Source organism: Pseudomonas sp. Arb-4-2C, assembly GCF_055755015.1.
Map to the genome: position 1 here is coordinate 4602221 of NZ_CM146899.1, position 26115 is coordinate 4628335.

At 60.2% G+C, this 26115-nt stretch carries 18 protein-coding genes and 1 pseudogene; 5 read left to right on the top strand and 14 right to left on the bottom strand.

Annotation, left to right across the window (positions count from 1 at the left end; genetic code table 11):
- The gene (locus AC0J41_RS20765) at nucleotides 1-4656 is read left to right on the top strand and encodes a dermonecrotic toxin domain-containing protein (RefSeq protein ID WP_473013491.1); all 4656 of its coding nucleotides are present in this window, start codon (nucleotides 1-3) and stop codon (nucleotides 4654-4656) included.
- 82 nt (nucleotides 4657-4738) lie between these two features.
- Here AC0J41_RS20765 and guaA read toward each other — a convergent pair whose 3' ends face one another.
- The 4 genes from guaA to AC0J41_RS20785 all read right to left on the bottom strand — a co-directional run bounded on the left by guaA (nucleotide 4739) and on the right by AC0J41_RS20785 (nucleotide 9502).
- Nucleotides 4739-6316: a glutamine-hydrolyzing GMP synthase gene (gene guaA, locus AC0J41_RS20770; protein ID WP_025109203.1), complete on the bottom strand. Its 1578-nt coding sequence runs from the start codon at nucleotides 6314-6316 to the stop codon at nucleotides 4739-4741.
- Nucleotides 6317-6416: 100 nt separating this feature from the next.
- The gene (guaB, locus tag AC0J41_RS20775; protein WP_025109204.1) at nucleotides 6417-7886 is read right to left on the bottom strand and encodes an IMP dehydrogenase; all 1470 of its coding nucleotides are present in this window, start codon (nucleotides 7884-7886) and stop codon (nucleotides 6417-6419) included.
- 116 nt (nucleotides 7887-8002) lie between these two features.
- Nucleotides 8003-8551 carry a hypothetical protein gene (locus AC0J41_RS20780; protein ID WP_025109205.1) on the bottom strand — a complete coding sequence of 183 codons (549 nt, stop codon included), beginning with the start codon at nucleotides 8549-8551 and terminating at the stop codon, nucleotides 8003-8005.
- A gap of 183 nt (nucleotides 8552-8734) precedes the next feature.
- Complete coding sequence (locus AC0J41_RS20785) at nucleotides 8735-9502, bottom strand: sulfite exporter TauE/SafE family protein (RefSeq protein ID WP_473013492.1); 768 nt, start codon at nucleotides 9500-9502, stop codon at nucleotides 8735-8737.
- A gap of 100 nt (nucleotides 9503-9602) precedes the next feature.
- Between AC0J41_RS20785 and AC0J41_RS20790 the strand changes: the two genes are divergently transcribed.
- From AC0J41_RS20790 to leuA, 4 genes are all read left to right on the top strand, one after another.
- Nucleotides 9603-10544, top strand: coding sequence for a LysR family transcriptional regulator (locus AC0J41_RS20790; RefSeq protein WP_473013493.1), 942 nt, complete (start codon nucleotides 9603-9605; stop codon nucleotides 10542-10544).
- A gap of 76 nt (nucleotides 10545-10620) precedes the next feature.
- Nucleotides 10621-12000 (top strand): exodeoxyribonuclease VII large subunit, encoded by a 1380-nt coding sequence (gene xseA / locus AC0J41_RS20795; protein WP_473013494.1) that lies wholly within the window; start codon nucleotides 10621-10623, stop codon nucleotides 11998-12000.
- Nucleotides 12001-12003: 3 nt separating this feature from the next.
- A complete protein-coding gene (locus AC0J41_RS20800; RefSeq protein WP_473013495.1) occupies nucleotides 12004-12828 on the top strand; it encodes a peptidoglycan DD-metalloendopeptidase family protein in 825 nt (274 codons plus the stop codon).
- A gap of 465 nt (nucleotides 12829-13293) precedes the next feature.
- Complete coding sequence (gene leuA / locus AC0J41_RS20805; protein WP_473013496.1) at nucleotides 13294-14973, top strand: 2-isopropylmalate synthase; 1680 nt, start codon at nucleotides 13294-13296, stop codon at nucleotides 14971-14973.
- 176 nt (nucleotides 14974-15149) lie between these two features.
- Here leuA and AC0J41_RS20810 read toward each other — a convergent pair whose 3' ends face one another.
- From AC0J41_RS20810 to rlmN, 10 genes and pseudogenes are all read right to left on the bottom strand, one after another.
- A complete protein-coding gene (locus AC0J41_RS20810) occupies nucleotides 15150-15941 on the bottom strand; it encodes an amidohydrolase (protein ID WP_473013497.1) in 792 nt (263 codons plus the stop codon).
- Nucleotides 15929-17077, bottom strand: a pseudogene (locus AC0J41_RS20815) (pyridoxal phosphate-dependent aminotransferase). The gene AC0J41_RS20810 and the pseudogene AC0J41_RS20815 overlap by 13 nt, the downstream one beginning before the upstream one ends.
- A gap of 133 nt (nucleotides 17078-17210) precedes the next feature.
- Nucleotides 17211-18683 carry a ribosome biogenesis GTPase Der gene (gene der, locus AC0J41_RS20820; protein WP_025109212.1) on the bottom strand — a complete coding sequence of 491 codons (1473 nt, stop codon included), beginning with the start codon at nucleotides 18681-18683 and terminating at the stop codon, nucleotides 17211-17213.
- A gap of 212 nt (nucleotides 18684-18895) precedes the next feature.
- A complete protein-coding gene (gene bamB, locus AC0J41_RS20825) occupies nucleotides 18896-20047 on the bottom strand; it encodes an outer membrane protein assembly factor BamB (RefSeq protein ID WP_025109213.1) in 1152 nt (383 codons plus the stop codon).
- A complete protein-coding gene (locus AC0J41_RS20830) occupies nucleotides 20040-20681 on the bottom strand; it encodes a YfgM family protein (protein ID WP_473013498.1) in 642 nt (213 codons plus the stop codon). The genes bamB and AC0J41_RS20830 overlap by 8 nt, the downstream gene beginning before the upstream one ends.
- Nucleotides 20682-20722: 41 nt before the next feature.
- Nucleotides 20723-22012, bottom strand: a complete 1290-nt coding sequence (hisS, locus tag AC0J41_RS20835; protein ID WP_007964435.1) for a histidine--tRNA ligase — start codon at nucleotides 22010-22012, stop codon at nucleotides 20723-20725.
- A 36-nt stretch (nucleotides 22013-22048) separates the two neighbouring features.
- Complete coding sequence (ispG, locus tag AC0J41_RS20840) at nucleotides 22049-23158, bottom strand: flavodoxin-dependent (E)-4-hydroxy-3-methylbut-2-enyl-diphosphate synthase (RefSeq protein ID WP_025109215.1); 1110 nt, start codon at nucleotides 23156-23158, stop codon at nucleotides 22049-22051.
- Nucleotides 23159-23161: 3 nt separating this feature from the next.
- Nucleotides 23162-24187, bottom strand: coding sequence for a RodZ domain-containing protein (locus AC0J41_RS20845; protein ID WP_473013499.1), 1026 nt, complete (start codon nucleotides 24185-24187; stop codon nucleotides 23162-23164).
- The gene (gene pilW / locus AC0J41_RS20850; protein WP_025109217.1) at nucleotides 24187-24945 is read right to left on the bottom strand and encodes a type IV pilus biogenesis/stability protein PilW; all 759 of its coding nucleotides are present in this window, start codon (nucleotides 24943-24945) and stop codon (nucleotides 24187-24189) included. Before pilW ends, AC0J41_RS20845 begins: the two co-directional genes overlap by 1 nt.
- A gap of 12 nt (nucleotides 24946-24957) precedes the next feature.
- A complete protein-coding gene (gene rlmN / locus AC0J41_RS20855; RefSeq protein ID WP_025109218.1) occupies nucleotides 24958-26106 on the bottom strand; it encodes a dual-specificity RNA methyltransferase RlmN in 1149 nt (382 codons plus the stop codon).
- Between the last annotated feature and the right edge of the window lie 9 nt (nucleotides 26107-26115).

Consider the following 26115-nt stretch of genomic DNA (forward strand, 5'->3'; position numbering starts at 1 on the left):
ATGAACGCCATCGAAGCCCGCCCGTTGCCCAATGCCGCCGACAAGGCTGCCCTCAAAGCCATCGCCACCACCATCGTCAAGACTTGCCCCGGCCTGCGCGACACCGCTTATGAAGTCGCCGGCGGTCTGCTGAAGAAATACGGCCTCGCCCACCTCGACCCGGACAAGGTCTATTTCCATCGCTTCGATGCTGCGCAAAGCAGCACCAGGACATTCACCGGTTGGGAGCACCTGTACGAAAAGCCCGCCACCACCCTGACCCTCACTCAATTGGTGATCCAGCGTTTTCGCGTTTCCGACCAGGACAACGCGGACCTGCTCGATGTCTACGCAGGCTTCTACACGGCAGGTCCGGAGGTCGACACCTTCAACGAAACCAATGAAGTCCACCTGCATGGCAATGAGGTGCTGAATGACTTCTGGAACATCGACTTCAGCGCCCTCTACACCGACAGGTTGACGGCGTTCTGGAACGACAATGCCAGCGACTTCCGCACGCTGACCAAGTGCACCTTCCTCAGTGACGCGGTGCAAGCGCGGGACAAAGGCCAGTTAAGCGACGACGACTTCCAGCACGTGACCAACGCCGTGATCGGCCCCATCACCTGGCCTGTCAGCCTGCAACTGCTGCAAGCGCAGCACACTTGCGACGGAGTTCGTACCCTGGATTTCGCCGGTTACGTTGCCACCAACATTTTGCGTTTCGTGCTCCCCAAAGGTCGGCAGATTCTTTACCTTCCCGGCGAGCACAAACCTTTTGCAGTCGTTGAGACCATCACCGACATGCACTTCTGGATGCTCCAGCAACTGAACACAGACGCGGCGCGCAAGGTGTTCATGAGCCACTACTCTCTGCGTAATCGCCAGGTCATCGGCGAAAACATCAGCGACATCATGAACCAGCTGGTGGCGATGTGGGGCACCTATGACCATCACCTGATCAATCAGGAAAACCACGTCATTGAAGGTGATGCCTTCAGTTGGTTGCGAGACGCGGCCAAAGACACGATGTTTGCCGACTCTGCGCTGTCGTTAACCTCCAATGGCGATCTACGCAAAAAACTCTGGAAAGGCTACCTCAGCGCCGGGCTGCGCTTGTTCGGCCCGATGGCCGTAGTCGGCTGGCCGGTCGCCTTGCCGGTGGTCGGCGCCAGCCTGGCGAGCCTGGGCCTGAATATCGATCAGGCCGCCAACGGCAAAACCCCGGAAGATCGCAAGGCCGGCATCCTGGGGTCAGTGCTGAGCAGCATCGACCTGCTTTTCAATCTGTTGATGCTCAAAGGCCCGGGATCGCTACAGGACATCGGCCCCGAGATTGATGCGGCCGAAGCGCAGGAAATGGCCGATCTGGTTGAGTCGACGCAACCGGCCAAAACGGCAACTGACATCACGATTGAACAGCCGACCGTGATCGCGCCAGACGCAGAAGTACCAGCGTCCTTCAAGATTGAGGAACCGCTCAGCGAAAACGCCTTGGTGCGTGAACCGGGCAAGTTTCATGGCACGTACCGGCTCGCATCGAACCCGTCGACCGCGATCAAACTCAACGACAACGCTTATTACGTGCGCTATGAAAACGGCCTCAATGGCCGCGGTCACTGGGCAATCATCGACCCGGCAAACCCTGATGCTTTTTCGGGTTCGATTCCTGTCCGCATGGGCGCCGAAGGCAAGTGGGAAGTCATCCCGCGATTGGGGCTGAAGGGTGGCATGGACGTCTTGCCTTCCACCGTAGAAAGCACGGCTGGGGGACGCGTTGTCGAGGAATGGGCGCAATCACCCGGTGTGTATGTGCCCGGTCTTGAGGATCCCGAAATGAGGGCATGGGCATTGGGGGGGCCAGATGTCCAGGGCCAATTCCGGCGGGTATGGACGCTGGGTGGCATAGATGTGCGCAGTGTGGTCGAGTCCGATCTCGAGAGTGACGGTGCCCGTAGTGCGCTGATGGCCCCTGCAGACGAACAAATAATCACGTTGAGTGAGTTCGATCTGGCTCAGGAAGAACCTCGCACAAACCTGATCAACGATGCCCGCGCCTTTTACGAACTGCACCCGCCAACACCTCGCCCGCCCGTATTGGCCACAGCGCCCACACCGACCGAACTGCTGGAGACAGCCTTGGCGCAAAAGCCCAGGCTGGTCATCGGTGAAAGTCGAGGCAGCATCGGCAGCAAGACGCTTCTGATCGAGGAGATGCCGAACCTGGCCCGTACCGGAGTGAAAACCCTGTACCTCCAGGAACTGTTGGCCAACGTCAACCAACTCGATCTGGACGCCTACGCACGTAGCGGAGAAATGTCCGAGGAGCTGGAAAATTATCTGACCCGGCTCGACATCAAGGCCGGAAACGACCCCGAAGGAAAATTCAATCTCCTGTCACTGGTGAAAGCTGCCAATGCCCAGCGTATCCGGGTCCAGGCCATCGACATGTCGACAACCTACAACATCAATAAAGACCCTCTCCATCCAGTACCCGACACTCAAATGTCGCGCAGTTTTTTTGCAAGCGAGGTCATCCGTTTCAATCAGGAATTGAAAGGCCCGGCCAAATGGGTGGCGCTGGTCGATCAGGAAAACATGGCAGCTTTCAGAGGCTATCAGGGCATCAGCGAACAGACCGATGCGTTGTGCATACGTGTCGTGGATGCACAACCTGGATCGGCACACTCCATCACGGCTGATCCCGGCGTAACGATGGAATACGCGGACTATCCCGATGCCCCTGCCTTTGAGGTAGAGGGCTTGAGCGACCCCGACAGCCTCCAGTCACTGATCAAGGGCGACTGGCGCGTGCAGATGCAAACCCCGTGGGCGTACAGAACCTCACAAGAACTGCGAGCGCTGTTGCCGGAACCGGGGATGTTCACCTTTCAACGCTATAGAAGCAGCATCCTGGTGGTGTATCGCAACGCCAGCCTGCGCATGGCGGACAGTGTCGTCAGACCGACACCGGGTGGAAGGATCAATCTGGATACCCCGCTCGGGCGAGCCTACGACACCATGACGGTGGCCAATCTCGATGAGCTGAAACAACAACTGATCGCCAGAGGCATGCGGCCAATGGGCTGGCCAGAGCTGGCCGGTGAAGCTGAAGGCGCATCTTCATTGCTGGGGGACCTCGCGCCAGCACGCCCGGGAATCCAGCGCCCGACCGTACCGTCCAACTGGCAAGCCAATGAACTGCTCGAAGGGCAAACGCCCATCAGCGATTCAGGAAAATTTCAGGGCATTTATCAACTCGACTCAAACCCTGCCACCGCCATCATGATGGACGACACTGCGTACTACGTGCGCTATGAAGCTGACGCCAACGGCGGTGGGCATTGGGCAATCATCGACCCGGAAAATCCGCATGCCTTGGCTGACTCGATCCCCGTGCGCCTTAACGCCGAAGCTGAATGGGAGACCCTGCCGCGCCTCGGCCTCAAGGGTGGCGGCAAGACACCGGCGCCGCACCTGCCCGCCTCGGAGTATGACGTCCCCACCCGACTGAGACCGGAACTTGAGGATGGCGCGGCCGGGTTAAACGATGAGGCGCTGCGCGATTACTACGATAGCCTCAACGAGTTCGATGCCTACCGTGATTTCAAAGCGATTAGAAAGCGCCTGTATCGGGATGCCATCCGCTTTTATGCCGAGCTGAAGTTGCCCGGCCGCCCGCCCATTCCAACATTCAGTCCCGACGCCAGCGCCGAGGAAATTATCGACAAGATCCTCGAGCATGCCCGAGGCCTGATCATCGGCGAAAGCCACGGCTCCATCGGCAGCAAGCAATGGCTGATCGAGAACATGGCGTTGCTCACCGGCAAAAACGTGAAGACGCTGTACATGGAACACCTGCTGACCGACTTCCATCAAGCCGCCCTGGATGCCTTCTTCGAAACTGGGGTGATGGCCACGGATCTGGCGAACTACCTCAAAGCCCTCGACGTCGGGAACATGACTGATCCGCTTGAGCGCTACACCTTTCTGGAGCTGGTCAAGCAAGCCCGCCAATACAGAATTCGGGTGCAGGCGATCGACTGCATGGCGAGCTATCGACTCAACGGCATGGAAAAAATCGGATCGCTGGAGCCGGCCATTCAAGCAACCGCACGACAGAAAATGATGAACTACTACGCCCGCTCGATCATTCGCGCCGATCAGTCGCTACGCGGCGCTCACAAATGGATCGCCCTCATGGGCAACTCCCACGCCAACACCTACGAGGGCGTCGCCGGGGTCAGTGAGCTGGAAGAAGCCATCGGAATCCGCATCGAAGACGTTGCCGAGAATCTATCCACCGGCATCACTGTGGATCCGGGCAAAATCCTGCCGATTGGCGGGTTGGGGGATGAAACGGCATTGGTCCAGGGTGACTTGCAACTGCAAGTCGAGACGCCTTGGGCTGCCAGATCAATGGCAGAAATCGACCCCCTGTTGTCCCGACACGGCATGTACACCTTGAAACAAGAACCCGGGACGACTTATCTGGTTCACCGCAGCCGCAACCGGGCGCTTGTCCGTACGCGCATCGAAACGGATAGCGGCCGCTACTACATCGAACGCCCGAACTGGCCTTCGGTCAGCGGCAAACGCTACCCCAGCATGAAAACGCTGTTGCAGGCACTGGATGACATGGGCATGCAACTGGGCGGCTGGACACAACCGCTGTAATGCAAAAACAGAAAAGCCGTGTGAAACGGATTTCACACGGCTTTTCAGTTGCAGCGATCAAGCCTTTACGGCTTGCGCAGGATCACTCCCACTCGATCGTCGCCGGTGGCTTGCTCGACACGTCGTACGTGACGCGGGAGATGCCTTCGATTTCATTGATGATACGGCCGGAGACGGTTTCCAGCAGTTCGTAAGGCAGGTGCGCCCAACGTGCGGTCATGAAGTCGATGGTTTCTACGGCACGCAGTGCTACAACCCAGGCGTAACGACGGCCATCGCCGACCACGCCAACCGATTTGACTGGCTGGAACACCACGAACGCCTGGCTGACCTTGTGGTACCAGTCGGCCTTGCGCAGTTCTTCGATGAAGATGTGGTCGGCACGACGCAGCAGGTCGGCGTATTCCTTCTTCACTTCACCGAGGATCCGCACGCCCAGGCCCGGACCCGGGAACGGGTGACGGTAGACCATGTCGTACGGCAGGCCGAGTTCCAGACCCAGACGACGGACTTCGTCCTTGAACAGTTCGCGCAGTGGCTCGACCAGTTTCAGGTTCATCTCTTCCGGCAGACCGCCCACGTTGTGGTGCGATTTGATCACGTGCGCCTTGCCGCTTTTCGCGCCAGCCGACTCGATCACGTCCGGGTAGATGGTGCCTTGCGCCAGATACTTGATGTTGTCCAGTTTGCAGGATTCGGCATCGAACACGTCGATGAAGGTGCGGCCGATGATCTTGCGCTTCTTCTCTGGATCAGCTTCGCCGGCCAGATTGCCGAGGAACTGTTCTTCAGCATTGGCACGGATCACTTTGACGCCCATGTTCTCGGCGAACATGGCCATCACTTGCTCGCCTTCGTGCAGGCGCAGCAGGCCGTTGTCGACGAAGACGCAGGTCAGTTGATCGCCGATGGCCTTGTGCAGCAGCGCCGCAACGACCGAGGAGTCAACGCCGCCGGACAGACCCAGCAGCACGTTGTCGGTACCGACTTGTGCGCGGATATTGGCAATGGCGTCTTCAGCGATCTTCGACGGGGTCCACAGCGCTTCACAGCCACAGATGTCCAGAACGAAGCGCGACAGGATGCGGCCGCCCTGCTTGGTGTGGGTCACTTCCGGGTGGAACTGCACGCCGTAGTAAGCGCGATCATCGTTGAACATGCCGGCGATCGGGCAGCTCGGGGTGCTGGCCAGGATGTGGAAGTCTTCCGGCATCCTGGTGACCTTGTCACCGTGGCTCATCCATACGTCGAGGCCGAACAGGCCGTCAGCGTCGATGTGGTCTTCGATGCCGTCGAGCAGGCGGCTCTTGCCGACCACGTCAACGCGGGCGTAACCGAACTCACGCAGCTCGGAACCTTCAACCTTGCCGCCCAGTTGCTCGGCCATGGTCTGCATGCCGTAGCAGATACCGAAAACCGGTACACCCAGGTCAAACACGGCTTGCGGGCAACGCGGGCTGTTGGCTTCGTGCACGGACTCGGGGCCGCCGGCGAGGATGACGCCTTTAGGTGCGAATTCGCGGATCGCATCTTCGTCCATGTCGAACGGGTGCAGTTCGCAGTACACACCGATCTCGCGCACGCGGCGGGCGATCAGTTGGGTGTATTGCGAACCGAAGTCGAGGATCAGGATGCGGTGAGCGTGAATGTCGAGGGCCATGATTCAGTCTCGTCTTAAGTAATTCAGAAACAGTCGTGATTCAGAAACAACTCGGGGCTGAATAAAACAGCCCCGGTTGCTTGATGATTTGCTTGAAGCCTCAACCTACGCGGTAGTTTGGCGCTTCTTTGGTGATCTGCACGTCGTGAACGTGGGATTCGGCCATACCGGCACCGGTGATCCGCACGAACTCAGGCTTGGTACGCATTTCTTCGATGTTGGCGCTACCGGTGTAGCCCATCGAGGAACGCAGACCGCCCATCAACTGGTGAATGATCGCGCTCAGGGTGCCTTTGTACGGCACACGGCCTTCGATCCCTTCAGGTACAAGCTTCTCGGCGCCTGCAGAGGAGTCCTGGAAGTAACGATCGGACGAGCCTTGAGCCTGGGACATGGCGCCCAGCGAGCCCATGCCGCGATAAGCCTTGTACGAACGGCCCTGGAACAGTTCGATTTCGCCCGGCGCTTCTTCAGTACCGGCGAACATCGAGCCCATCATCACGCAGGAAGCACCGGCCACGATGGCCTTGGACAGGTCACCGGAGAAACGGATGCCGCCGTCGGCGATCAACGGAACGCCAGTGCCTTCAAGGGCAGCAGCAACGTTGGCGATGGCACTGATTTGCGGCACGCCGACACCGGCGACGATACGGGTGGTGCAGATCGAGCCTGGGCCGATACCGACCTTGACGGCATCGGCGCCGGCTTCGGCCAGGGCCTTGGCAGCTGCGCCGGTGGCGATGTTGCCGCCGATCACCTGTACTTCAGGGAAATTCTCTTTGACCCAGCGAACGCGGTCGATCACGCCTTTGGAGTGACCGTGCGCGGTGTCGACCACCACCACGTCCACACCGGCGTTGACCAGAGCCGCTACGCGGTCACCGGTGTCTTTACCGGTACCGACAGCAGCGCCAACGCGCAGACGACCTTGGTCGTCCTTGCTGGCCAGCGGGTAGGCTTTGGCTTTTTCGATGTCTTTGACGGTCATCATGCCTTTGAGGGCAAACTTGTCGTCGACGATCAGGACTTTTTCCAGACGGTGCTTGTGCAGCAGCTCGCGGACTTCGTTCTTGTTGGCGCCTTCACGTACGGTGACCAGACGCTCTTTAGGCGTCATCACTTCACGTACGGTGGCATCCAGACGGGTTTCGAAGCGCACGTCACGGGAAGTGACGATGCCGACCAGGTCACCATCGTGCAGAACCGGAACGCCGGAGATGTTGTGCATGCGGGTCAAGTCGAACAGATCACGAACCGTGGCGTCAGCCTCGATGGTGATCGGGTCCTTGACGACGCCGGCTTCGAACTTCTTGACCTTGCGCACTTCGGCAGCTTGCTGCTCGATGGTCATGTTCTTGTGGATGATACCGATACCACCTTCCTGAGCCATGGCGATTGCCAGACGGGCTTCAGTGACGGTGTCCATGGCAGCGGAAACCAGTGGAATATTCAGCTCGATGCCACGGGTAAGGCGGGTCTTGAGACTGACTTCGTTAGGAAGCACCTCGGAATAACCAGGCACTAGGAGAATGTCGTCGAATGTCAGAGCTTCTTGGCTGATACGCAGCATCGCGGGGGCTCCCGAGCGGGAAAATGGAAGCGCGCCATTATAGTCAGACACCCCCCGCTGTTCAATGTAAAACTCAGCTTAATATCAATGTTGCTGATGTACGGGGATCCCCGCGTCTACAGCTCCACCTTGACCCAAGAGACAGGTTGGTCGAGCCAATCAGCAAACTCATCGATAAAGCTTTGCTTGAACCCGGCCTCCAGCCAGTTATTGAAGATGAAACCCAGGTTGGAAAACGCACATTCCTGCAAATACAGAAAGCCGTTGATGTCGTCTTCATGCCCGCATTCAGGGCAGGTGAAATTGTCGGTGCGCCCGGGCATCCAGTCTTCCAGGCTCTCGAACAGCGCTTCACCGACTTCGCGGCGGCACTCGGCGCAACCGGCCTCTTCGAGAAAACCCTTGGCCGGGGTGTAGATGCAACGCTTGACGATGATCTCCAGCCCGTTGATCGGTTCACCGAAAGGCAGCGCCTCGGGGTGCAGCACCACCGCACGCGCGCCATCGGCAATCGCATGGCCCATGCGATTGCCGGTGCGACCACAGGTGGTCAACTCTTCTTCGATGATGTTCTTGCGCACCAGCCAGCGCACGATCGCCCGCGCCCGGGGTTCGTGGACCGGCAGGGTGGAGATTTTCGGGACGATGATGCTTTGCGAATTCATGGTGCAGCCTGCGACGTCAAATGGAAGTTCTGCGGTGCTCACTCCGCCGCCTTCGCGGGCAAGCCCACTCCCACAGGGATCTCGACGATCACAAATGTTGTGTACACCAGAGAAACCTGTGGGAGCGGGCTTGCCCGCGAAGACGTCAGTGCGGCCGGCAGCTTAATCCCTGACAAAATCCGGTCAAGTGCTGAGATAGCGCCCGATCAACGCCAGACCGCTCGCCAGCACCAGCCATGTCACCAGCCGCACAAACGCCTCGCGCGACAAGCGCATGGTCAACCGCCGCCCGATCCACAACCCCAGCGCCATGGCCGGCAACAGACACAGCGCCAGCATCAACAAGGGTAGCTCGGCATAGACTCCGGCGATGGCGAACAGGCTCAAGCGCACCACCGTGCTGCAACTGATCAGCGCACTTTGCGTGGCCCGGGCCGCGTCTTTAGGCAAGCGGCTGTTGAGATAGATTGCATATAAGAAGCCGCCGCTGCCAAACAGCGCACCAAACAGCCCGCCCACCGTGCCCATCGGCAGTGCCCAACCGGCGGACAACTGCGTCGGCCGGGCCTTCACCCACAGGCTGTAAACCGCATAGGCACTGATAAACAGCCCCATCAACAGCAACAACAGATCGGATTTGAGGTTAAGCAGAAAAATCACCCCCAACGTGCAGCCCACGGCCATGCACGGCAGCAGCCGCAACAACTCGGGCTTGGCCACATCCCGCCGCGAGGGCAGCAGATTGCCGAACGCCGCGACAAAATCCAGCAGCACCAGCAACGGCACGATTTTCGACAGGGGCATGAACAGAATCAGAATCGGCCCCGCGACCAGCGCCGTACCGAATCCGGCAATCCCGAACACGATATAGGCCAGCGCGATGCCCAAGCCAATCACAACCCAACCACCCGCACCCCACGACCACTCGCTCAACAACCCCAGCACACTCATCGACCCACTTCCTTTATTAGCCTGAGATGACTTTAGCCAGCGCCGAGCGTTGCGACTAATATGTTCAATGTCGCTTACTCATCTCGAAAAGGCATATCAGGTGCTATCGACCCGTCAATTGCGCTACTTCGTGGAAATTGCCGAGTGCGGCAGCTTCAGTGCTGCCGCCGAACGCCTGTTCATCGCGCAATCGGCCCTGAGCCGGCAGATCAAGGACATGGAAACCCGCCTGCAAACGCCGCTGTTCGAACGCACTGCACGCCAGCCCCGGCTCACGGCGGCAGGCGAGGCGTTTTTACCGCGAGCCAGAAACCTGCTCAACGAACTGAGCAAAGCCAGCGCGATGGCAACCGAAGTCGGCAACGGCCAACGGGGCACATTGCGCCTGAGCCACTCCAGCACCGTGTCGCTCAGCGGACATTTATTACGCCGGATCAGCACGTATCTTGAGCAGCAGAATGGCGTGTCGCTGGACATCGGCAAACTGTCCTCCGAGGCGCAGCTTGAGGAGCTGGCTGAAGGTCGTCTCGACATAGGCCTGTTGCGCCTGCCGGTATTGCGGCAGCGAGAAGGCGTTCAGGTGCTGCCTTTATTCACCGAACGCCTGCTGCTGGCGGTGCCGGCCGGTCATCGCCTGGCCGATTCAGCCTCGGTCGAACTGGCGCAACTGAGGGACGAGCCGTTCATTTCGATTCCGCATCCACAGCGCGGCGGACTCAGCTATTTGTGTGCCGACCTGTGCATGCGCCAGGGTTTCTTCCCCAAAGCGGCGCGGGTGATGTCGCGCAAGACCACTCAGTTGCAACTGATTCAGGCTGGATTCGGCATCGCCCTGCTGCCCGAATCGATGCAGGACATTGCGCCCGACGGCGTACGATTTCTGCCGCTGGCCGATCCCGATTGCCAAAGTACGGTCGCCCTCGCCTACCGGCAAAACCCCACCCCCCTGGTCAACAACTTCCTCCAGTCCTTCAAAAAATCCTGTGGGAGCGGGCTTGCTCGCGAAGGCGCAGTGTCAGTCACTGGAGACGTTGAATGCTAAACCGCCTTCGCGATCAAGCCCGCCCCAACATTGGATTGGTGGTGATTGCCTGGCGAATGCCCTTAAACTGCGCCCCATGATTAAAGATCCCTTTTCAAGGCTCGGCCTTGACCGTGAAGTCCTGACCGTCAGCCAACTCAACGGCCGCGCGCGGGTGTTGCTCGAAGACGTGTTCAGCAACATCTGGGTCGAAGGTGAAATCTCCAACCTTGCTCGCCCGGCGTCCGGCCATGTGTATTTCACCCTCAAGGACAGCGGTGCGCAGGTGCGTTGCGCGTTGTTCCGCAATAATGCGGCGCGGGTGCGTCAGGCGCTGAAGGACGGCCTGGCGGTGAAAGTACGCGGCAAGGTCTCACTGTTCGAAGGGCGCGGCGACTATCAGCTGATTCTCGACACCGTGGAGCCCGCCGGTGACGGTGCGCTACGCCTGGCCTTCGATGCGCTGAAGGAAAAGCTCAGCGCCGAAGGCCTGTTCAGTGCCGAACGCAAAGTGCCGTTGCCAGCGCATCCGCAACGCATTGGCATCATCAGTTCGCCGACCGGCGCGGTGATTCGCGACATCATCAGCGTGTTCCGCCGCCGGGCGCCGCAGGTGCAACTGACACTGATCCCCACCGCCGTGCAGGGCCGCGAAGCCACGGCGCAGATCGTCCGCGCACTGAAACTGGCCGATGCCCGTGGTTTCGACGCGCTGATCCTTGCCCGGGGCGGCGGCTCGCTGGAGGACCTCTGGTGCTTCAACGAAGAAGCCGTGGCCCGCGCGGTGGATGCCTGCGTCACGCCGATCGTCAGTGCCGTCGGGCATGAAACCGATGTGTCGATCAGCGACTTTGTCGCCGACGTCCGCGCCCCCACGCCCTCCGCGGCCGCCGAATTGCTCGCTCCGGATTCCAGCGACCTGGTGCGCCGGGTCGAAAGCCTGCATCGCCGGCTGGTGATGCGCATGCGCGACCGGCTGATGCGGGATCGTCTGCGCCTGGAAGGCATCTCACGCCGTTTGCGTCACCCCGGCGAGCGTCTGCGCCAGCAGGCTCAGCGTCTGGATGACCTGGACATGCGCATGCGCCGGGCGTTCGAGCGTCAACTCAATACCCGTCGCGAACGGCTGATCCGTCTGGAAACCCGCCTCGCCGGACAGCACCCGGGACGCCAACTGGCGATGTTGCGCCAACGCCTCGACAGCCTTGCCGAGCGCCTGCCCCGGGCCATGCGTGAAGGCCTGAAAAGTCGTCGCCTGCAACTGCACAGCCAGATGCAGACACTGCATGTGGTCAGCCCATTGGCGACTCTCGGTCGTGGCTACAGCATTCTGCTGGATGAACGCGGCCAGGCGATCCGAAACGCCGCGCAGACTCACACCGGCCAACGCCTGAAAGCCAGACTCGGCGAAGGCGAGCTGCAAGTGCGCGTCGAGGACAATCACCTGACGCCCGTCACCCTCTCTTTACTGGACTGATCCATGCCGCTTTTTTTCGCTCCGCTACTCCTGCTGTGCCTGACCACCCTCAATGCGCATGCCGACAGCTACATCACCCGCCTGCTGAACAAGCCGGTACCGGGCGGCGTGGCGGTGGTTGATCTGGGCAGCGCCGCGCAGGCGCCAACAGCCACCTATCAGGGCAAACCGGTGCTGGTGGTCAAGGAACAGAACAACTGGCTGGCAATTGTCGGCGTGCCGCTGAGCGTTAAACCCGGCAGTCAGCAGATCAGCAGCGGCGGGCGTAATCTGCCGTTCACGGTCGGCAACAAGAAGTACCCGGAACAGCACATCACCCTGAAGAACACCCAGCAGGTCAACCCGAACCCGGCCAACCTCAAGCGCATCGAGGGCGAACTGGCCGAACAGATCAAGGCCTACCGCAGCTTCAGCCCGACGACCCCGAGCAACCTGCTGCTGGACAAACCGGTCAACGGGCCGCTGTCGAGCAAGTTCGGTGTACGCCGCTTCTTCAACGGTGAAGAGCGCAACCCGCATGCCGGCCTCGACTTTGCGGTACCGGCCGGCACGCCAATCAAGACCCCGGCGGCGGGCAAGGTGATCCTCACCGGCAACTACTTCTTCAATGGCAACACGGTGTTTGTCGATCACGGGCAGGGCTTTATCAGCATGTTCTGCCACATGTCGAAAATCGATGTGAAAGTCGGCGATCAACTGGCCCGTGGCGCAGTGGTCGGCAAGGTCGGCTCCACCGGTCGCGCGACCGGGCCGCACATGCACTGGAACATCAGCCTGAACGATGCACGGGTGGATCCGGCGATTTTCATTGGTGCGTTTCAACCGTGATTGTTGATTGAGCTGACCAGCCTCATCGCGAGCGGGCTCACTCCTACAAAGAGTTTGTGTCGTGAACACGATCAACTGTGGGAGCGGGCTTGCTCGCGAAGGCGCCCGATCCCACACCGCAAAATACCGCTGACACCCCACCAGCTTCAATTGCGCCCCAATCAAACCCTGCGCAAACATCAAAACGATCTGCAGCCTGGCGCACAATAAAATCGCGCAAATCCCCGCTTTTCGAGTATTCCTCTCAATTTTTTTCGACTGCTTGCCATCCTCTCCCCTCGCGGTTAGGGTTGAAGACATGAAAACCTCTCACACCCTTATTCAGCTTCGCCAGCACCGCAGTCTGTGCCTCGTCAGCGCACGACTGCCGGGCTGAATCGCTGCGCCTCGTCCCAAGCGTTTCCCCGAACATTCGTTCCACCGGCAGGCCGCCTCTTTTCGGCCCAGACAATAAGGATTTTCCCGATGAGCATGCTCAAAGACCCGTCTTCGAAATACCGCGCGTTCCCCGTCATCAATCTGCCGGATCGCACCTGGCCGTCGAAAACCATCGACGCCGCGCCGATCTGGTGCAGTTCCGACCTGCGTGACGGCAACCAGTCGTTGATCGAGCCGATGGACGCGGTGAAGAAGCTGCGCTTCTGGAAAACCCTCGTTCAAGTGGGTGTGAAGGAAATCGAAGCCTCGTTCCCGGCCGCTTCGCAAACCGACTTCGACTTCGTGCGGACCCTCATCGAAGAAGGCCACATCCCGGACGACACCACCATTCAGGTGCTGACCCAGGGCCGTGAAGACCTGATCGAGCGTACCTTCGAGTCCCTGCGCGGAGCGAAGAAAGCCATCGTTCACCTGTACAACGCCACCTCGCCTTCTTTCCGTCGCATCGTGTTCAACCAGGACAAGGACGGTATCAAGGCCATCGCGGTCAACGCGGCCAAGCTGTTCGTCAAATACGCAGCGATGCAGCCGGACACCGAGTGGACCTTCGAATACTCGCCGGAAACCTTCAGCGCCACCGAGCTGGAATTCGCCAAGGAAGTCTGTGATGCGGTGATCGAGGTCTGGAACCCGACGCCCGAGCACAAGATGATCCTCAACCTGCCCGCGACGGTCGAATGCGCAACGCCGAATATCTACGCCGACCAGATCGAATGGTTCGGCCGCAACATCAACCGTCGTGACAGCGTGATCATCAGCCTGCACACCCACAACGACCGTGGCACTGGCGTCGCCGCCACCGAGCTGGGCCTGATGGCGGGTGCGGATCGCGTCGAAGGCTGCCTGTTCGGCAACGGCGAGCGCACCGGTAACGTCAACCTGGTCACCGTGGCACTGAACATGTACACCCAGGGTGTCGACCCTGAGCTGGACTTCTCCGACATCGACGGCGTGCGCAAAGTCGTCGAAGAGTGCAACCAGATTCAGGTACACCCACGTCATCCGTACGTCGGCGACCTGGTCCATACCGCATTCTCCGGCTCGCACCAGGACGCCATCCGCAAGGGCTTCGCCCAGCAGAAACCGGACACCCTGTGGGAAGTGCCGTACTTGCCGATCGACCCGGCCGACATCGGCCGCAGCTACGAGGCGGTGATCCGCGTCAACAGCCAGTCGGGCAAGGGCGGTATCGCTTACCTGCTGGAGCAGGAATACGGCATCAGCTTGCCGCGTCGCATGCAGATCGAGTTCAGCCAGGTTGTGCAGCGTGAAACCGACCGTCTGGGTCTGGAGATGACCGCCAAGCAGATCCACTCGCTGTTGATCAGCGAATACCTGCAAGCCAACACCCCGTACGCGCTGGTCAGCCATCGCCTGCAGGAAGAAAACGGCAACAGCGCCGTCGAAGTGGAAGTGGCGAGCAAGGGTCAGGGCGAAACCAACCTGCACTGGCGCGGCAAGGGCAACGGTGCGCTGGAAGCCCTGGTGGCCGGCCTGCCGATCCCGGTGGAAATCATGGATTACAACGAGCACGCCATCGGCGCGGGCACCAACGCCAAGGCAGCGGCTTACATCGAGCTGCGGGTGAACGGTGAGCGTGCGGTGCACGGCGTGGGTATCGATGAAAACATCACCACCGCCAGCTTCAAGGCGCTGTTCAGTGCACTGAACCGCTCGTTGAGCCAGCCGGAAGCGAAAGCGGCGTAAGCGATCGCTGAAATGCACAAGGCCCCGGAGTGCGAACTCCGAGGCCTTTTTTATGCCGGCAGGTTTGTGTTGCCTGATCGGGCCTCTTCGCGAGCAAGCCCGCTCCCACATTTGGAATGCATTCCCCTGTGGGAGCGGGCTTGCTCGCGAAAGTGGTCGCTCAGGCGACGCGAATATCAGGTGAACTCGAACGTGTCCGCATCCAGATTCGCCGGAAAGCGCTCGCGGTAAGCCGCCAATGGCGCCGCTTCCAGCACGGCCTTGAACACTCCGTCCGCCTCCCCCGCCGCCAGCAACGTCTCACCCTGGAAATCCAGCACCTGACTGTCGCCGGTATAGGCAAAACCCTTGCCGTCAGTGCCGACGCGATTCACGGCGGCCACGTAGCACAGGTTTTCAATCGCCCGTGCCGGCAACAGGCGGTTCCAGTGCAGACGCCGCGCGCCCGGCCAGTTGGCGGTGTACAGCAGCAGGTCCGTGTCCTGAGCGTCGCGACTCCACACCGGGAAGCGCAGGTCGTAGCAGATCAGCGGCCGAATCCGCCAGCCTTTGAGCTCGAACTGCACCTGACGTTCGCCGGGGGTGTAATGGTTGTGCTCGCCGGCCATGCGGAACAGATGGCGTTTGTCGTAGTGCCAGACTTCACCATCCGGCCGCGCCCACAACAGGCGATTACGATGGCTGCCGTCCGCCGCCTGAATGATCACACTGCCGGTAATCACTGCATTGAGCTTCGCCGCCTGCGCCTTCATCCACTTGCTGGTCGGGCCATGCTCGGCTTCAGCCAGGGTCTCGGACTCCATCGAGAAGCCGGTGGTGAACATCTCCGGCAGAATAATCAGGTCTGCCCCTTGGGCCTGCTCCAACAGCGCGTCGAAGTGCTCAAGGTTGGCCTGACGATCGTGCCAGGCCAGGCTGGTCTGGATCAGCGCCAGATTGAGATCGGGCAATGCACTCAGATCACGCATAGTTTTGCCGCTGCCTCGCGCAGCGTCTCCTCGCGTTTGGCAAAGCACAAGCGCACCAGGCGCTGGCCTGCGGGTGGATTCTGGTAGAACACCGACACCGGAATGCTCGCCACGCCGTGTTCGCGGGTCATCCACATCGCCATGTCGACGTCATTCAAGTCGGGACGAATCTGCGAGTAATCGACAAGTTGGAAATAGGTGCCGGTGACACGGGTGAAGGTGAATCGCGACGGCGCCAGCAAATCACAGAACAGATCACGCTTGGCCTGATAGAAACCCGGCAGCTCTTCGACGTGTTCCGGATGCTCGGCCATGTAGTCGGCCAAAGCATATTGCAGCGGCGTGACACCGCAGAAACTGACGTACTGGTGCACCTTGCGCAGTTCTGCCGTCAGCGCCGGCGGAGCAACGACATAGCCGGTTTTCCAGCCAGTGACGTGATAGGTCTTGCCGAACGAGCTGACCACGAAGGCACGCTGATACAACTCTTCATGGGCCAGCACGCTGACGTGCGGCACGCCGTCGAACACCAGGTGCTCATAGACTTCGTCGCTGATCAGGTAGATGTCGCGACCACGGATCAATTCTGCCAGTTGATCCAGCTCGGCACGGCTGATCAGTGCGCCGCTCGGGTTGTGCGGGGTGTTGATGACGATCATTTTCGTGCGCGGGCTCAGGGCCGCGGCGAGCCTGTCGAAGTCGATGGAGAAATCGTCCGGACTCAGTTGTACGTGCACGCAACGACCGCCCGCCAACTCCGTCGCCGGTTCGTAGCTGTCGTAGCACGGGTCGAACACGATCACTTCGTCGCCGCTGTGGATAACCGCCTGAATCGCACAGAAGATCGCCTGGGTCGCGCCGGGCGTCACGGTTACTTCGGTGTCCGCATCCACTCGTGCACCGTAGCTACGGGCGATCTTTGCCGCGATCTGCTGACGCAGTGCCGGCAAACCGGTCATGGGTGAATACTGGTTATGCCCACTGGCAATATGTCAACCTACCGCGTCGCGCAGCGACTGCGGACCATCGAAATCGGGAAAACCCTGGGAAAGATTGATCGCTCCGGTCTGCGCCGCGAGCTGAGACATCTGCGTGAAAATAGTGATGCCGACATTCGGCAGCTTACTGGTAATCATCGGGGTTCCCTGCTCAACACCCGGCTCTGTCAACGGCGCGGGAGTGCCCGAGAATAGCCCATCCGACGCTCATAAAAAAAGGGCGCTCTGGTGAGCACCCTTTCTTCTGTCAAACCCGACTCAAAGCGGCGAATTACTTCTTGTCGCGGCGCTTCTTGCTGGCTTTCTTGTTGTGCGACATCAAACGACGCTTCTTGTTGACCTGGCGGTCGGTCAGCGTGTTCTTGTTGCCTTCATACGGGTTCTCGCCGCCCTTGAACTCGATGCGGATCGGCGTACCAACCAGCTTCAGAACACGACGGTAAGTGTTTTCCAGATAGCGCACATACGACTTCGGCACTTTCTCGATCTGGTTACCGTGGATCACGATGATCGGCGGGTTAGCACCCCCCAGGTGAGCGTAACGCAGCTTGATCCGGCGGCTGTTGACCATCGGCGGCTGGTGCTCGCTGACCGCGTCTTCGAGGATCTGGGTCAGACGGCTGGTCGGCCAGCGGGTTACCGCGGACTTGAACGAGTTCTGTACCGAGGCATAGAGGTTGCCCACGCCAGTACCGTGCAGCGCCGAGATGAAGTGGATGTCGGCGTAATCAACGAAGAACAGGCGACGTTGCAGCTCGACTTTCACGAAGTCGCGCTCGCTTGGCGTCATGCCGTCCCACTTGTTGATCGCGATGACCAGCGCACGACCGGATTCGATCGCGAAGCCCAACAGGTTGAGGTCGTGATCGACCACGCCTTCGCGGGCGTCCATCACGAAGATCACCACGTTGGCGTCTTTGATCGCCTGCAGGGTTTTGACCACGGAGAACTTTTCGACTTCTTCGTGGATCTTGCCGCGCTTGCGCACACCGGCGGTGTCGATCAGCGTGTACTTCTCGTCATTGCGCTCGAACGGGATGTAGATACTGTCGCGGGTGGTGCCGGGCTGGTCATAGACGATAACCCGGTCTTCACCGAGCATGCGGTTGACCAGGGTCGACTTGCCGACGTTCGGACGGCCAATGATGGCAATCTTGATCCCGTCTTTTTCGCTCGGGCCAGGAATACGCTTGGCTTCCTCGCCTTCGGCGACGATCTCTTCCTCTTCGCCTTCCTGCGGCTCGTCTTCGTCACGCGGGAAATCGCTCAGTGCCGCTTCCAGCAACTGAGTGATACCACGGCCGTGAGCACCGGCGATCGGGATCGCGTGGCCCATGCCCAGCGGGGCGAATTCGGCGCGGGCCATTTCCGGATCGATGTTGTCGACCTTGTTGGCAACCACGTGGGAGCGCTTGTTACGCTTGCGCAAATGTTCGGCGATCATCTGGTCGGCGGCGGTGAAACCGGCCTTGGCATCTACCAGGAACAGCACAACATCCGCTTCTTCAATGGCCAGCAGCGACTGCTCGGCCATTTTTTCGTCCATACCGTGCTCGTCACCGGAGATACCACCGGTGTCGATCAGAATGTAGGAACGCCCTTGCCACTTGGCCTCACCGTACTGGCGATCACGGGTCAGACCGGACAAGTCGCCGACGATGGCGTCACGCGTCCTGGTCAGGCGGTTGAACAAGGTGGATTTGCCGACGTTCGGTCGGCCCACCAGGGCGATTACGGGAACCATGCGGCTCTCCACTTCGTTATTTCAGAAAATACAAAAGCCGCTGCGAGGCAGCGGCTGGTGCTCGGGGCAACACTGTGGGAACGGGCCGCTTGCGAAAAACCGTAGCAGCACCGCGTTTATTCAGCCTGTACGCGTCATCGTTGACGCCCTTCGCGAGCAAGCCCGCTCCCACAAGTGAGGCTGCCTGGGGGTGTTAACCCCAAGCATAGTTGTTACTTGATGGTCAGGGCTTCCAGTTTGCCGCTGTTGCCATACACATAGATCGTGTTGCCCACCACCAGCGGACGGGCACGCAGGCCGTCGCTGTCGATACGCTCACGACCCACAAAACGACCGTCCACCTGACTCAACAGGTGCAGGTAACCTTCCAGGTCACCGACGGCTACGTAGCTGGAGAACACTTCCGGAGCCGACAGTTGACGGCGAGCCAGCGAGTCGTTGCTCCACAGTGCTGTGGTGGAACGCTCGTCAACGCCTTCAACGGTGCCCGAAGACAGGCTCACGTAGACGCTGCCGAAACCTTGGGCAACACCGGCATAGCTCGACGCATCGCGCTGCCAGAGTTGACGGCCGCTTTGCAGATCGAGTGCCGCGACGCGACCCTGATAGCTGGCGACGTACAGGGTTTCACCGGACAGCAGCAGACCACCGTCGATGTCGACCACGCGTTCCAGTTCCGAACGACCGGTTGGAATCGCGACGCGTTGCTCCCAGACCGGCACACCGTTGGAAATGTCCAGGGCGACCACTTTACCGGTCGACAGCCCAGCCACCGCGAGGCGGTTGGTCACGACTGGCGCACTGGTGCCGCGCAGGGTCAGTACCGCAGGGGTGCTGTCGTAGGTCCAGCGACGGTTGCCGGTAGCCGCGTCCAGGCCGATCAGACGATCGTCCTGAGTCTGCACCACCACCACGTCACCGTTGTTGGCCGGCGGCGCGAGGACTTCGCTGGACACCCGGGCGCGCCACTTCTCTTCGCCGTTGATGGCGTCGAGAGCAACGATTTCACCCTTCAGGGTACCGATCGTGACCAGACCGTAACCCACGCCAACGGCGCCGGAGACAGGCAGGTCAAGATCCTTTTTCCACTTCACGTCGCCATTGCTGCGATCCATGGCCATCAGCACGCCGGTTACATCGGCCGCGTAGATGGTGTCACCGTCGATCGCCGGCACCAGCATGTTGTAGGTTTCGCCCTGACCGTCACCGATCGAACGACTCCACTGCTTCTGCAGGACTACTTCTTCTTTGAAGTCGGTCAGCTCGGCCGGTGGCAATTCTTTTTTGCTGTTGCTGCTGCAACCCGCGGCCAGAATGGCCAGAGCCAGCAATGCTGCATGCTTCCAACGGATCACGTCACGCATCCCCTTTGGCCAGGTCGTCGAGCTTGATTTGAAGGCCGCCGACTGCCGCTTCATCCGACAGTGCCGCCTTGGCTTTTTGATACGCGCTGTTCGCCTCGTCGGTACGACCCAACTGCACCAGCAGGTCGCCCTTGAGCTCTTCACGAGTGGCCAGGAACGCCTTGTCGGCATCGCCGTCGAGCAGCTTCAGAGCTTCATCGGCCTTGTTCTGCGCACCCAGCACCTGCGCCAGACGCTGACGGGCGATTTCGCCCAGCGCCGGGCTCGCCGGTTTGGCAACAATGGCTTTGAGTTCGGTCGCTGCGTCGTCCAGCTTGCCGCTGTCGACGGCCACTTTGGCCACGAACAGGCTGCCGTACTGCGCATACGCCGTACCGCCGAATTCGCTGTTGAGCTTGCCGGCCAGATCTGCAACGCGCGCAGCGTCAGGCTTGCCGTCCGGGGTCAGCGTGGTTTCCAGCAGTTGCTGATAGAGCACCGAGGCGCCTTGCGACTGGTTGCTCTGATACTTGTGAAAAGCCTGCCAGCCGAACACGATGACCAGCGCCAACAGGCCGCCGGTGACCAGAGGTTTGCCGTTACGTGTCCACCAGTCCTTCAAATCCGCCAACTGTTCGTCTTCGGTACTCGACACCCCAATACTCCTTAATCGCTAAATCGGCTGTTTAGACAGCTTCAACCCTGCACGACGCAGGTGGCCAGGTGAGCGGCAAGCGCATCCCAGGCAATGCTTTGTTGTTCGCCCTGGCCACGCAGGGGTTTGAAACCTACCACTTGCTGGGCCATTTCGTCGTCACCCAGGATCAGTGCGTACAGTGCACCGCTCTTGTCGGCTTTCTTGAACTGGCTTTTGAAGCTGCCGGCGCCGGCATTGACTTGCAGACGCAGGTTTGGAAGCTGGTCACGCACACGCTCGGCCAGGGCCAGACCGGCCAGTTCGGCCTGTTCGCCGAAAGCGCAGAGGTAGACGTCAACCTGACGGGAGATTTCTTCCGGGATCTGCTCCAGGGTTTCGAGCATCAACACCAGACGCTCGATGCCCATGGCGAAACCAACGCCAGTGGTCGGCTTGCCGCCCATCTGCTCGACCAGACCGTCGTAACGACCGCCCGCGCAGACAGTGCCCTGGGCACCGAGCTTGTCGGTGACCCATTCGAATACGGTTTTACTGTAGTAATCGAGGCCGCGCACCAGTTTCGGGTTGAGCACGTACGGAATACCGACCGCGTCCAGGCGCGCCTTCAGACCTTCGAAGTGCGCACGGGATTCGTCATCCAGGTAGTCGGCCATTTTCGGCGCATCGACCAGCACCGCTTGAGTGTCGGCATTTTTGGTGTCGAGTACACGCAACGGGTTGGTTTTCAGGCGACGCTGGCTGTCCTCGTCGAGCTTGTCGTGGTGCGCCGAGAGGTACTCGACCAGCGCTTCACGATAGCGACCCCGGGACTCGCTGGTGCCCAGGCTGTTGAGTTCGAGCTTGACCGCATCACGGATGCCCAGCTCGCCCCACAGGCGCCAGGTCATGATGATCAGCTCGGCGTCGATGTCCGGACCGTCGAGATTGAATACTTCCAGACCGATCTGGTGGAACTGGCGATAACGGCCTTTCTGCGGACGCTCGTGACGGAACATCGGGCCGATGTACCAGAGCTTCTGAACCTGACCACCGCCGGTGATGCCGTGTTCCAGCACCGCACGCACGCACGCCGCAGTGCCTTCCGGACGCAGGGTCAGGGAGTCGCCGTTGCGGTCTTCGAAGGTGTACATCTCTTTTTCGACGATGTCGGTCACTTCACCGATGGAGCGCTTGAACAGCTCGGTGAACTCGACGATCGGCATGCGGATCTGCTTGTAACCGTAGTTATCCAGCAGACGTGCGACAGTGCCCTCGAAATAACGCCACAGCGGGGTCTGTTCGGGCAGGATGTCGTTCATGCCACGAATGGCTTGCAGAGACTTGCTCACTTTAAATCCTTAAATTCGTTCGGCGCTTCAGTCAGGTCAGCCGCGTGCGATAACCGCTGCGTCAGCTTCGACCTTCTCGGCCGCTTTCTCGCGGATCAGCTTTTCCAGCTCGTCCACCAGATTGTCATTCGTCAGTTTCTGCGACGGCTTGCCGTCGATGTAAATCAGGTTTGGCGTGCCGCCGGTCAAGCCGATATGGGCTTCCTTGGCTTCGCCGGGGCCGTTGACCACACAACCGATCACCGCGACATCCAGCGGCACCAGCAGGTCTTCAAGGCGCCCTTCCAGCTCGTTCATGGTCTTGACCACATCGAAGTTCTGCCGCGAGCAGCTCGGGCAGGCGATGAAGTTGATGCCACGGGAACGCAGATGCAAAGACTTGAGAATGTCGTAACCGACCTTCACTTCCTCGACCGGGTCGGCCGCCAGCGAGATGCGGATAGTATCGCCAATCCCCTCGGCGAGCAGCATACCTAGGCCCACGGCGGATTTCACTGTGCCCGAACGCAAACCACCAGCTTCAGTGATGCCCAGGTGCAGCGGCTGGACGATTTCCTTGGCCAGCAAGCGGTAGGCTTCGACGGCCATGAACACGTCGGAGGCTTTCACGCTGACCTTGAAGTCCTGGAAATTCAGGCGCTCAAGGTGCTCGACGTGACGCAGCGCGGACTCGACCAGCGCAGCAGGCGTCGGCTCGCCGTACTTCTTCTGCAGATCCTTTTCCAGGGAACCGGCGTTGACGCCGATGCGGATCGGGATCCCGCGGTCACGGGCCGCATCGACCACGGCGCGCACACGGTCTTCGCGACCGATGTTGCCCGGGTTGATGCGCAGGCAGTCCACACCCAGTTCGGCGACGCGCAAAGCGATCTTGTAGTCGAAGTGGATGTCGGCAACCAGCGGCACCTTGACCAGTTGCTTGATCTTGCCGAACGCCTCGGCGGCGTCCATGTCCGGTACCGAAACGCGGACGATGTCGACGCCGGCCGCTTCCAGACGATTGATCTGGGCGACGGTGGCAGCAACATCATTGGTGTCGCTGTTGGTCATGCTCTGCACAGCGATAGGCGCATCGCCGCCGACAGGCACGTTACCGACCCAGATCTTGCGCGAAACGCGACGTTTGATTGGAGATTCGCCGTGCATGACTTATTGACCCAACTTCAGGCGAGCAGTCTCGCCACTGGTGAACGGAGCGATATCGACCGGCTGGCCGTTGTAGCTGACCTGTGCGGCGCGAGCCACACCCAGGCGTACCGCCAGTGGCGGCTTGCCGGAAACCGAGACGCTGTCGCCTTTATGTTTCAGACCGCTGAACAACACCTTGCCGCGACCGTCGGTGACCTGTGCCCAGCAATCGGCGGTGAACTGCAGTTGCACCTGACCGTCGCCGGCAGCTGGAGCAGCTGCTTCTGCGGTTGGCGCAGCGGTGGCCGCAGCCACTGGCGCAGTCACGGTCGGTGCTGGAGTGGCCGGAACGTTCGGAGTCGGGGTAGCCGGGGTGGCGACAGCCGGGGCCGGGGTGTGAACCGGTGCAGCGGGCGTCACGGCCGGAGCAGTGGCCGGAACGGCTGGCTCGGCGCCGGTCGCTTCAGCGGTAGTTTCCGACTGTGGCAGCGCCAGAGCGGTCGCGCCCTCGGTCTGGCCTTCGGCAACGGCCTGGTCTTCCGGCTCGTCGATCGGGTGAATCTGCGTGGTGCCGTCGGCGCCTTCGACTTCAACGTGTTCCGGGGCGAGGCTGGTCACGTCCTTGGTGCGCAGCGAGGTCTGATCCTGCCACCAGACGAAACCGCCGCCGATGACCGCAATCAGCAACAACAGGCTGACGATCCGCAAAATGGTGTGGGAAACCCGCACAGGCTCTTCGATACGACCCAGCGCATGCACGTTGCTGCCCTGCGAGTCGGTGCCGGTGGATTGGTCGAATTGCTGAACCAGAACCGTCTGGTCCATGCCAAGCAATTTGGCATAAGCGCGAATGTAACCGCGAGCGAAGGTATGCCCTGGCAACTTGTCGAAAGCGCCAGCTTCAAGATTGCTCAGGGAAGTCACGGTGAGGTTGAGCTTGAGGGCCACTTCGGCCAGCGACCAGCCATTGCTTTCGCGGGCCTGGCGCAAGGTCTCACCGGGATTAACGCGAGTCGCTGCTACAACTTCGGGATGCGCCGCTTTCATCATTGCTCCGACAGGTATTGCTGATATTCCGGCGTACCGGGATAGAGTCGTTTTAATTGCAGGCCGTAACTGGCGGCCTTGTCGCGATCTTCAAACACTTTTGCCAGCCGAACGCCGAGCAATAGACTACGTGCATTTTGCTCGGTTAGCAGGCTGAAACGGTCGTAATAGTCACGCGCGGGCACATAATGCCTGTCTTCGAAGGACAACTCAGCCATTTCCAGCAAAGCGCGCGGTTGTTGACGGTTCAGCCGCAGGGCTTTTTCCAGTTGCTGCTGCGCCAGTTCTCGCTGCCCGAGCTTTGCCGCGGTCATGCCGAGGTTCTCGAACACGCGCGAACGCTCAGGATACAGCGTATCGGCGGCGGCCTGTTCAAAACGCTCGTAGGCTTCCTTGTAACGCTGCTCTTCGTAGAGAAAACTGCCGTAATTGTTGAGGATGCGCGCATCGGCGGGACGGGAGGACAAGGCTTTGCGAAAGTGTTCGTCGGCCAGTTTGGGTTCCATTTCGGCCTGGAACACCAATCCGAGGGCGGCGTTGGCATCAGGATCGGAACCGTCCAGCTCCAGCGCCTTCTTCAGTGGCACCTTGGCCCGCTCGGTCATCCCCTGCTGCAGGTATCCCAGCCCCAACTGCACGTAGGCAGCCCGCGCTTCATCGCGGCCCTTGCTGGTCTTCATCGGGTTGTAGTCACCCGACAGGACACAACCAGCACACAGGCTGGCCATCAGCAACAGCAGCGCAAAGCGCAGGGACATAGAGATCCTCTCTTAGTTAGTGTTCGCGGCGTTCTGTGCCAGATCGCTATCGGCGCTCAACTCGCGCACGGCGATGTAACGTTCGCTGCGACGGGTGCGATCCAGCACCTGCCCTACCAATTGACCACATGCAGCGTCGATGTCTTCGCCACGGGTGGTGCGGACAGTGACGTTGAAACCGGCCTGATGCAACTGATCCTGGAACCGACGAATGGCGTTGTTGCTCGGCCGCTCGTACCCGGAATGCGGGAACGGGTTGAACGGAATCAGGTTGATCTTGCACGGAATGTCTTTCAGCAGCGCGATCATTTCCACCGCGTGCTCAACCTTGTCGTTGATGTCCTTGAGCAAGGTGTACTCGATGGTCAGCACACGCTTCTCGCCAAGGGCGGACATGTAGCGCTGGCACGACTCGAGCAGCATCTTAAGCGGATACTTCTTGTTGATCGGCACCAATTGGTTACGCAATGCGTCATTGGGTGCGTGCAGGGACAACGCCAGGGACACGTCGATGTGCTTGGCCAGCTCATCGATCATCGGCACCACACCCGACGTGGACAGGGTCACGCGGCGCTTGGAGATCCCGTAGCCGAGGTCATCCATCATCAGATGCATCGCGGCGACGACGTTGTCGAAGTTCAGCAGCGGCTCACCCATGCCCATCATCACCACGTTGGTGATGGCACGGTCGACGGTTGCCGGGACGCTGCCGAAAGATTTGTTGGCAATCCACACCTGACCGATGACTTCGGCGGCGGTGAGGTTGCTATTGAAGCCTTGCTTGCCGGTGGAGCAGAAACTGCAATCCAGGGCACAGCCTGCCTGGGACGAAACGCACAGAGTGCCGCGTTTGCCCTGGGGAATGTACACGGTCTCGACGCAGCTGCCGGACGCCACGCGCACCACCCACTTACGGGTGCCGTCGCTGGAGATGTCCTCGCTGACGACTTCGGGACCACGGACCTCGGCAATAGCCTTGAGCTTGTCGCGCAAGGCCTTGCTGACGTTCGTCATTGCGTCGAAATCATCGACGCCAAAGTGGTGAATCCATTTCATTACCTGACCGGCACGGAAACGCTTCTCCCCGATCGAGTCGAAGAATTTTTCCATTTCCTGTTGAGTCAGACCCAGCAGGTTGGTTTTTACAGTCGATGTAGTCATGGATTCACC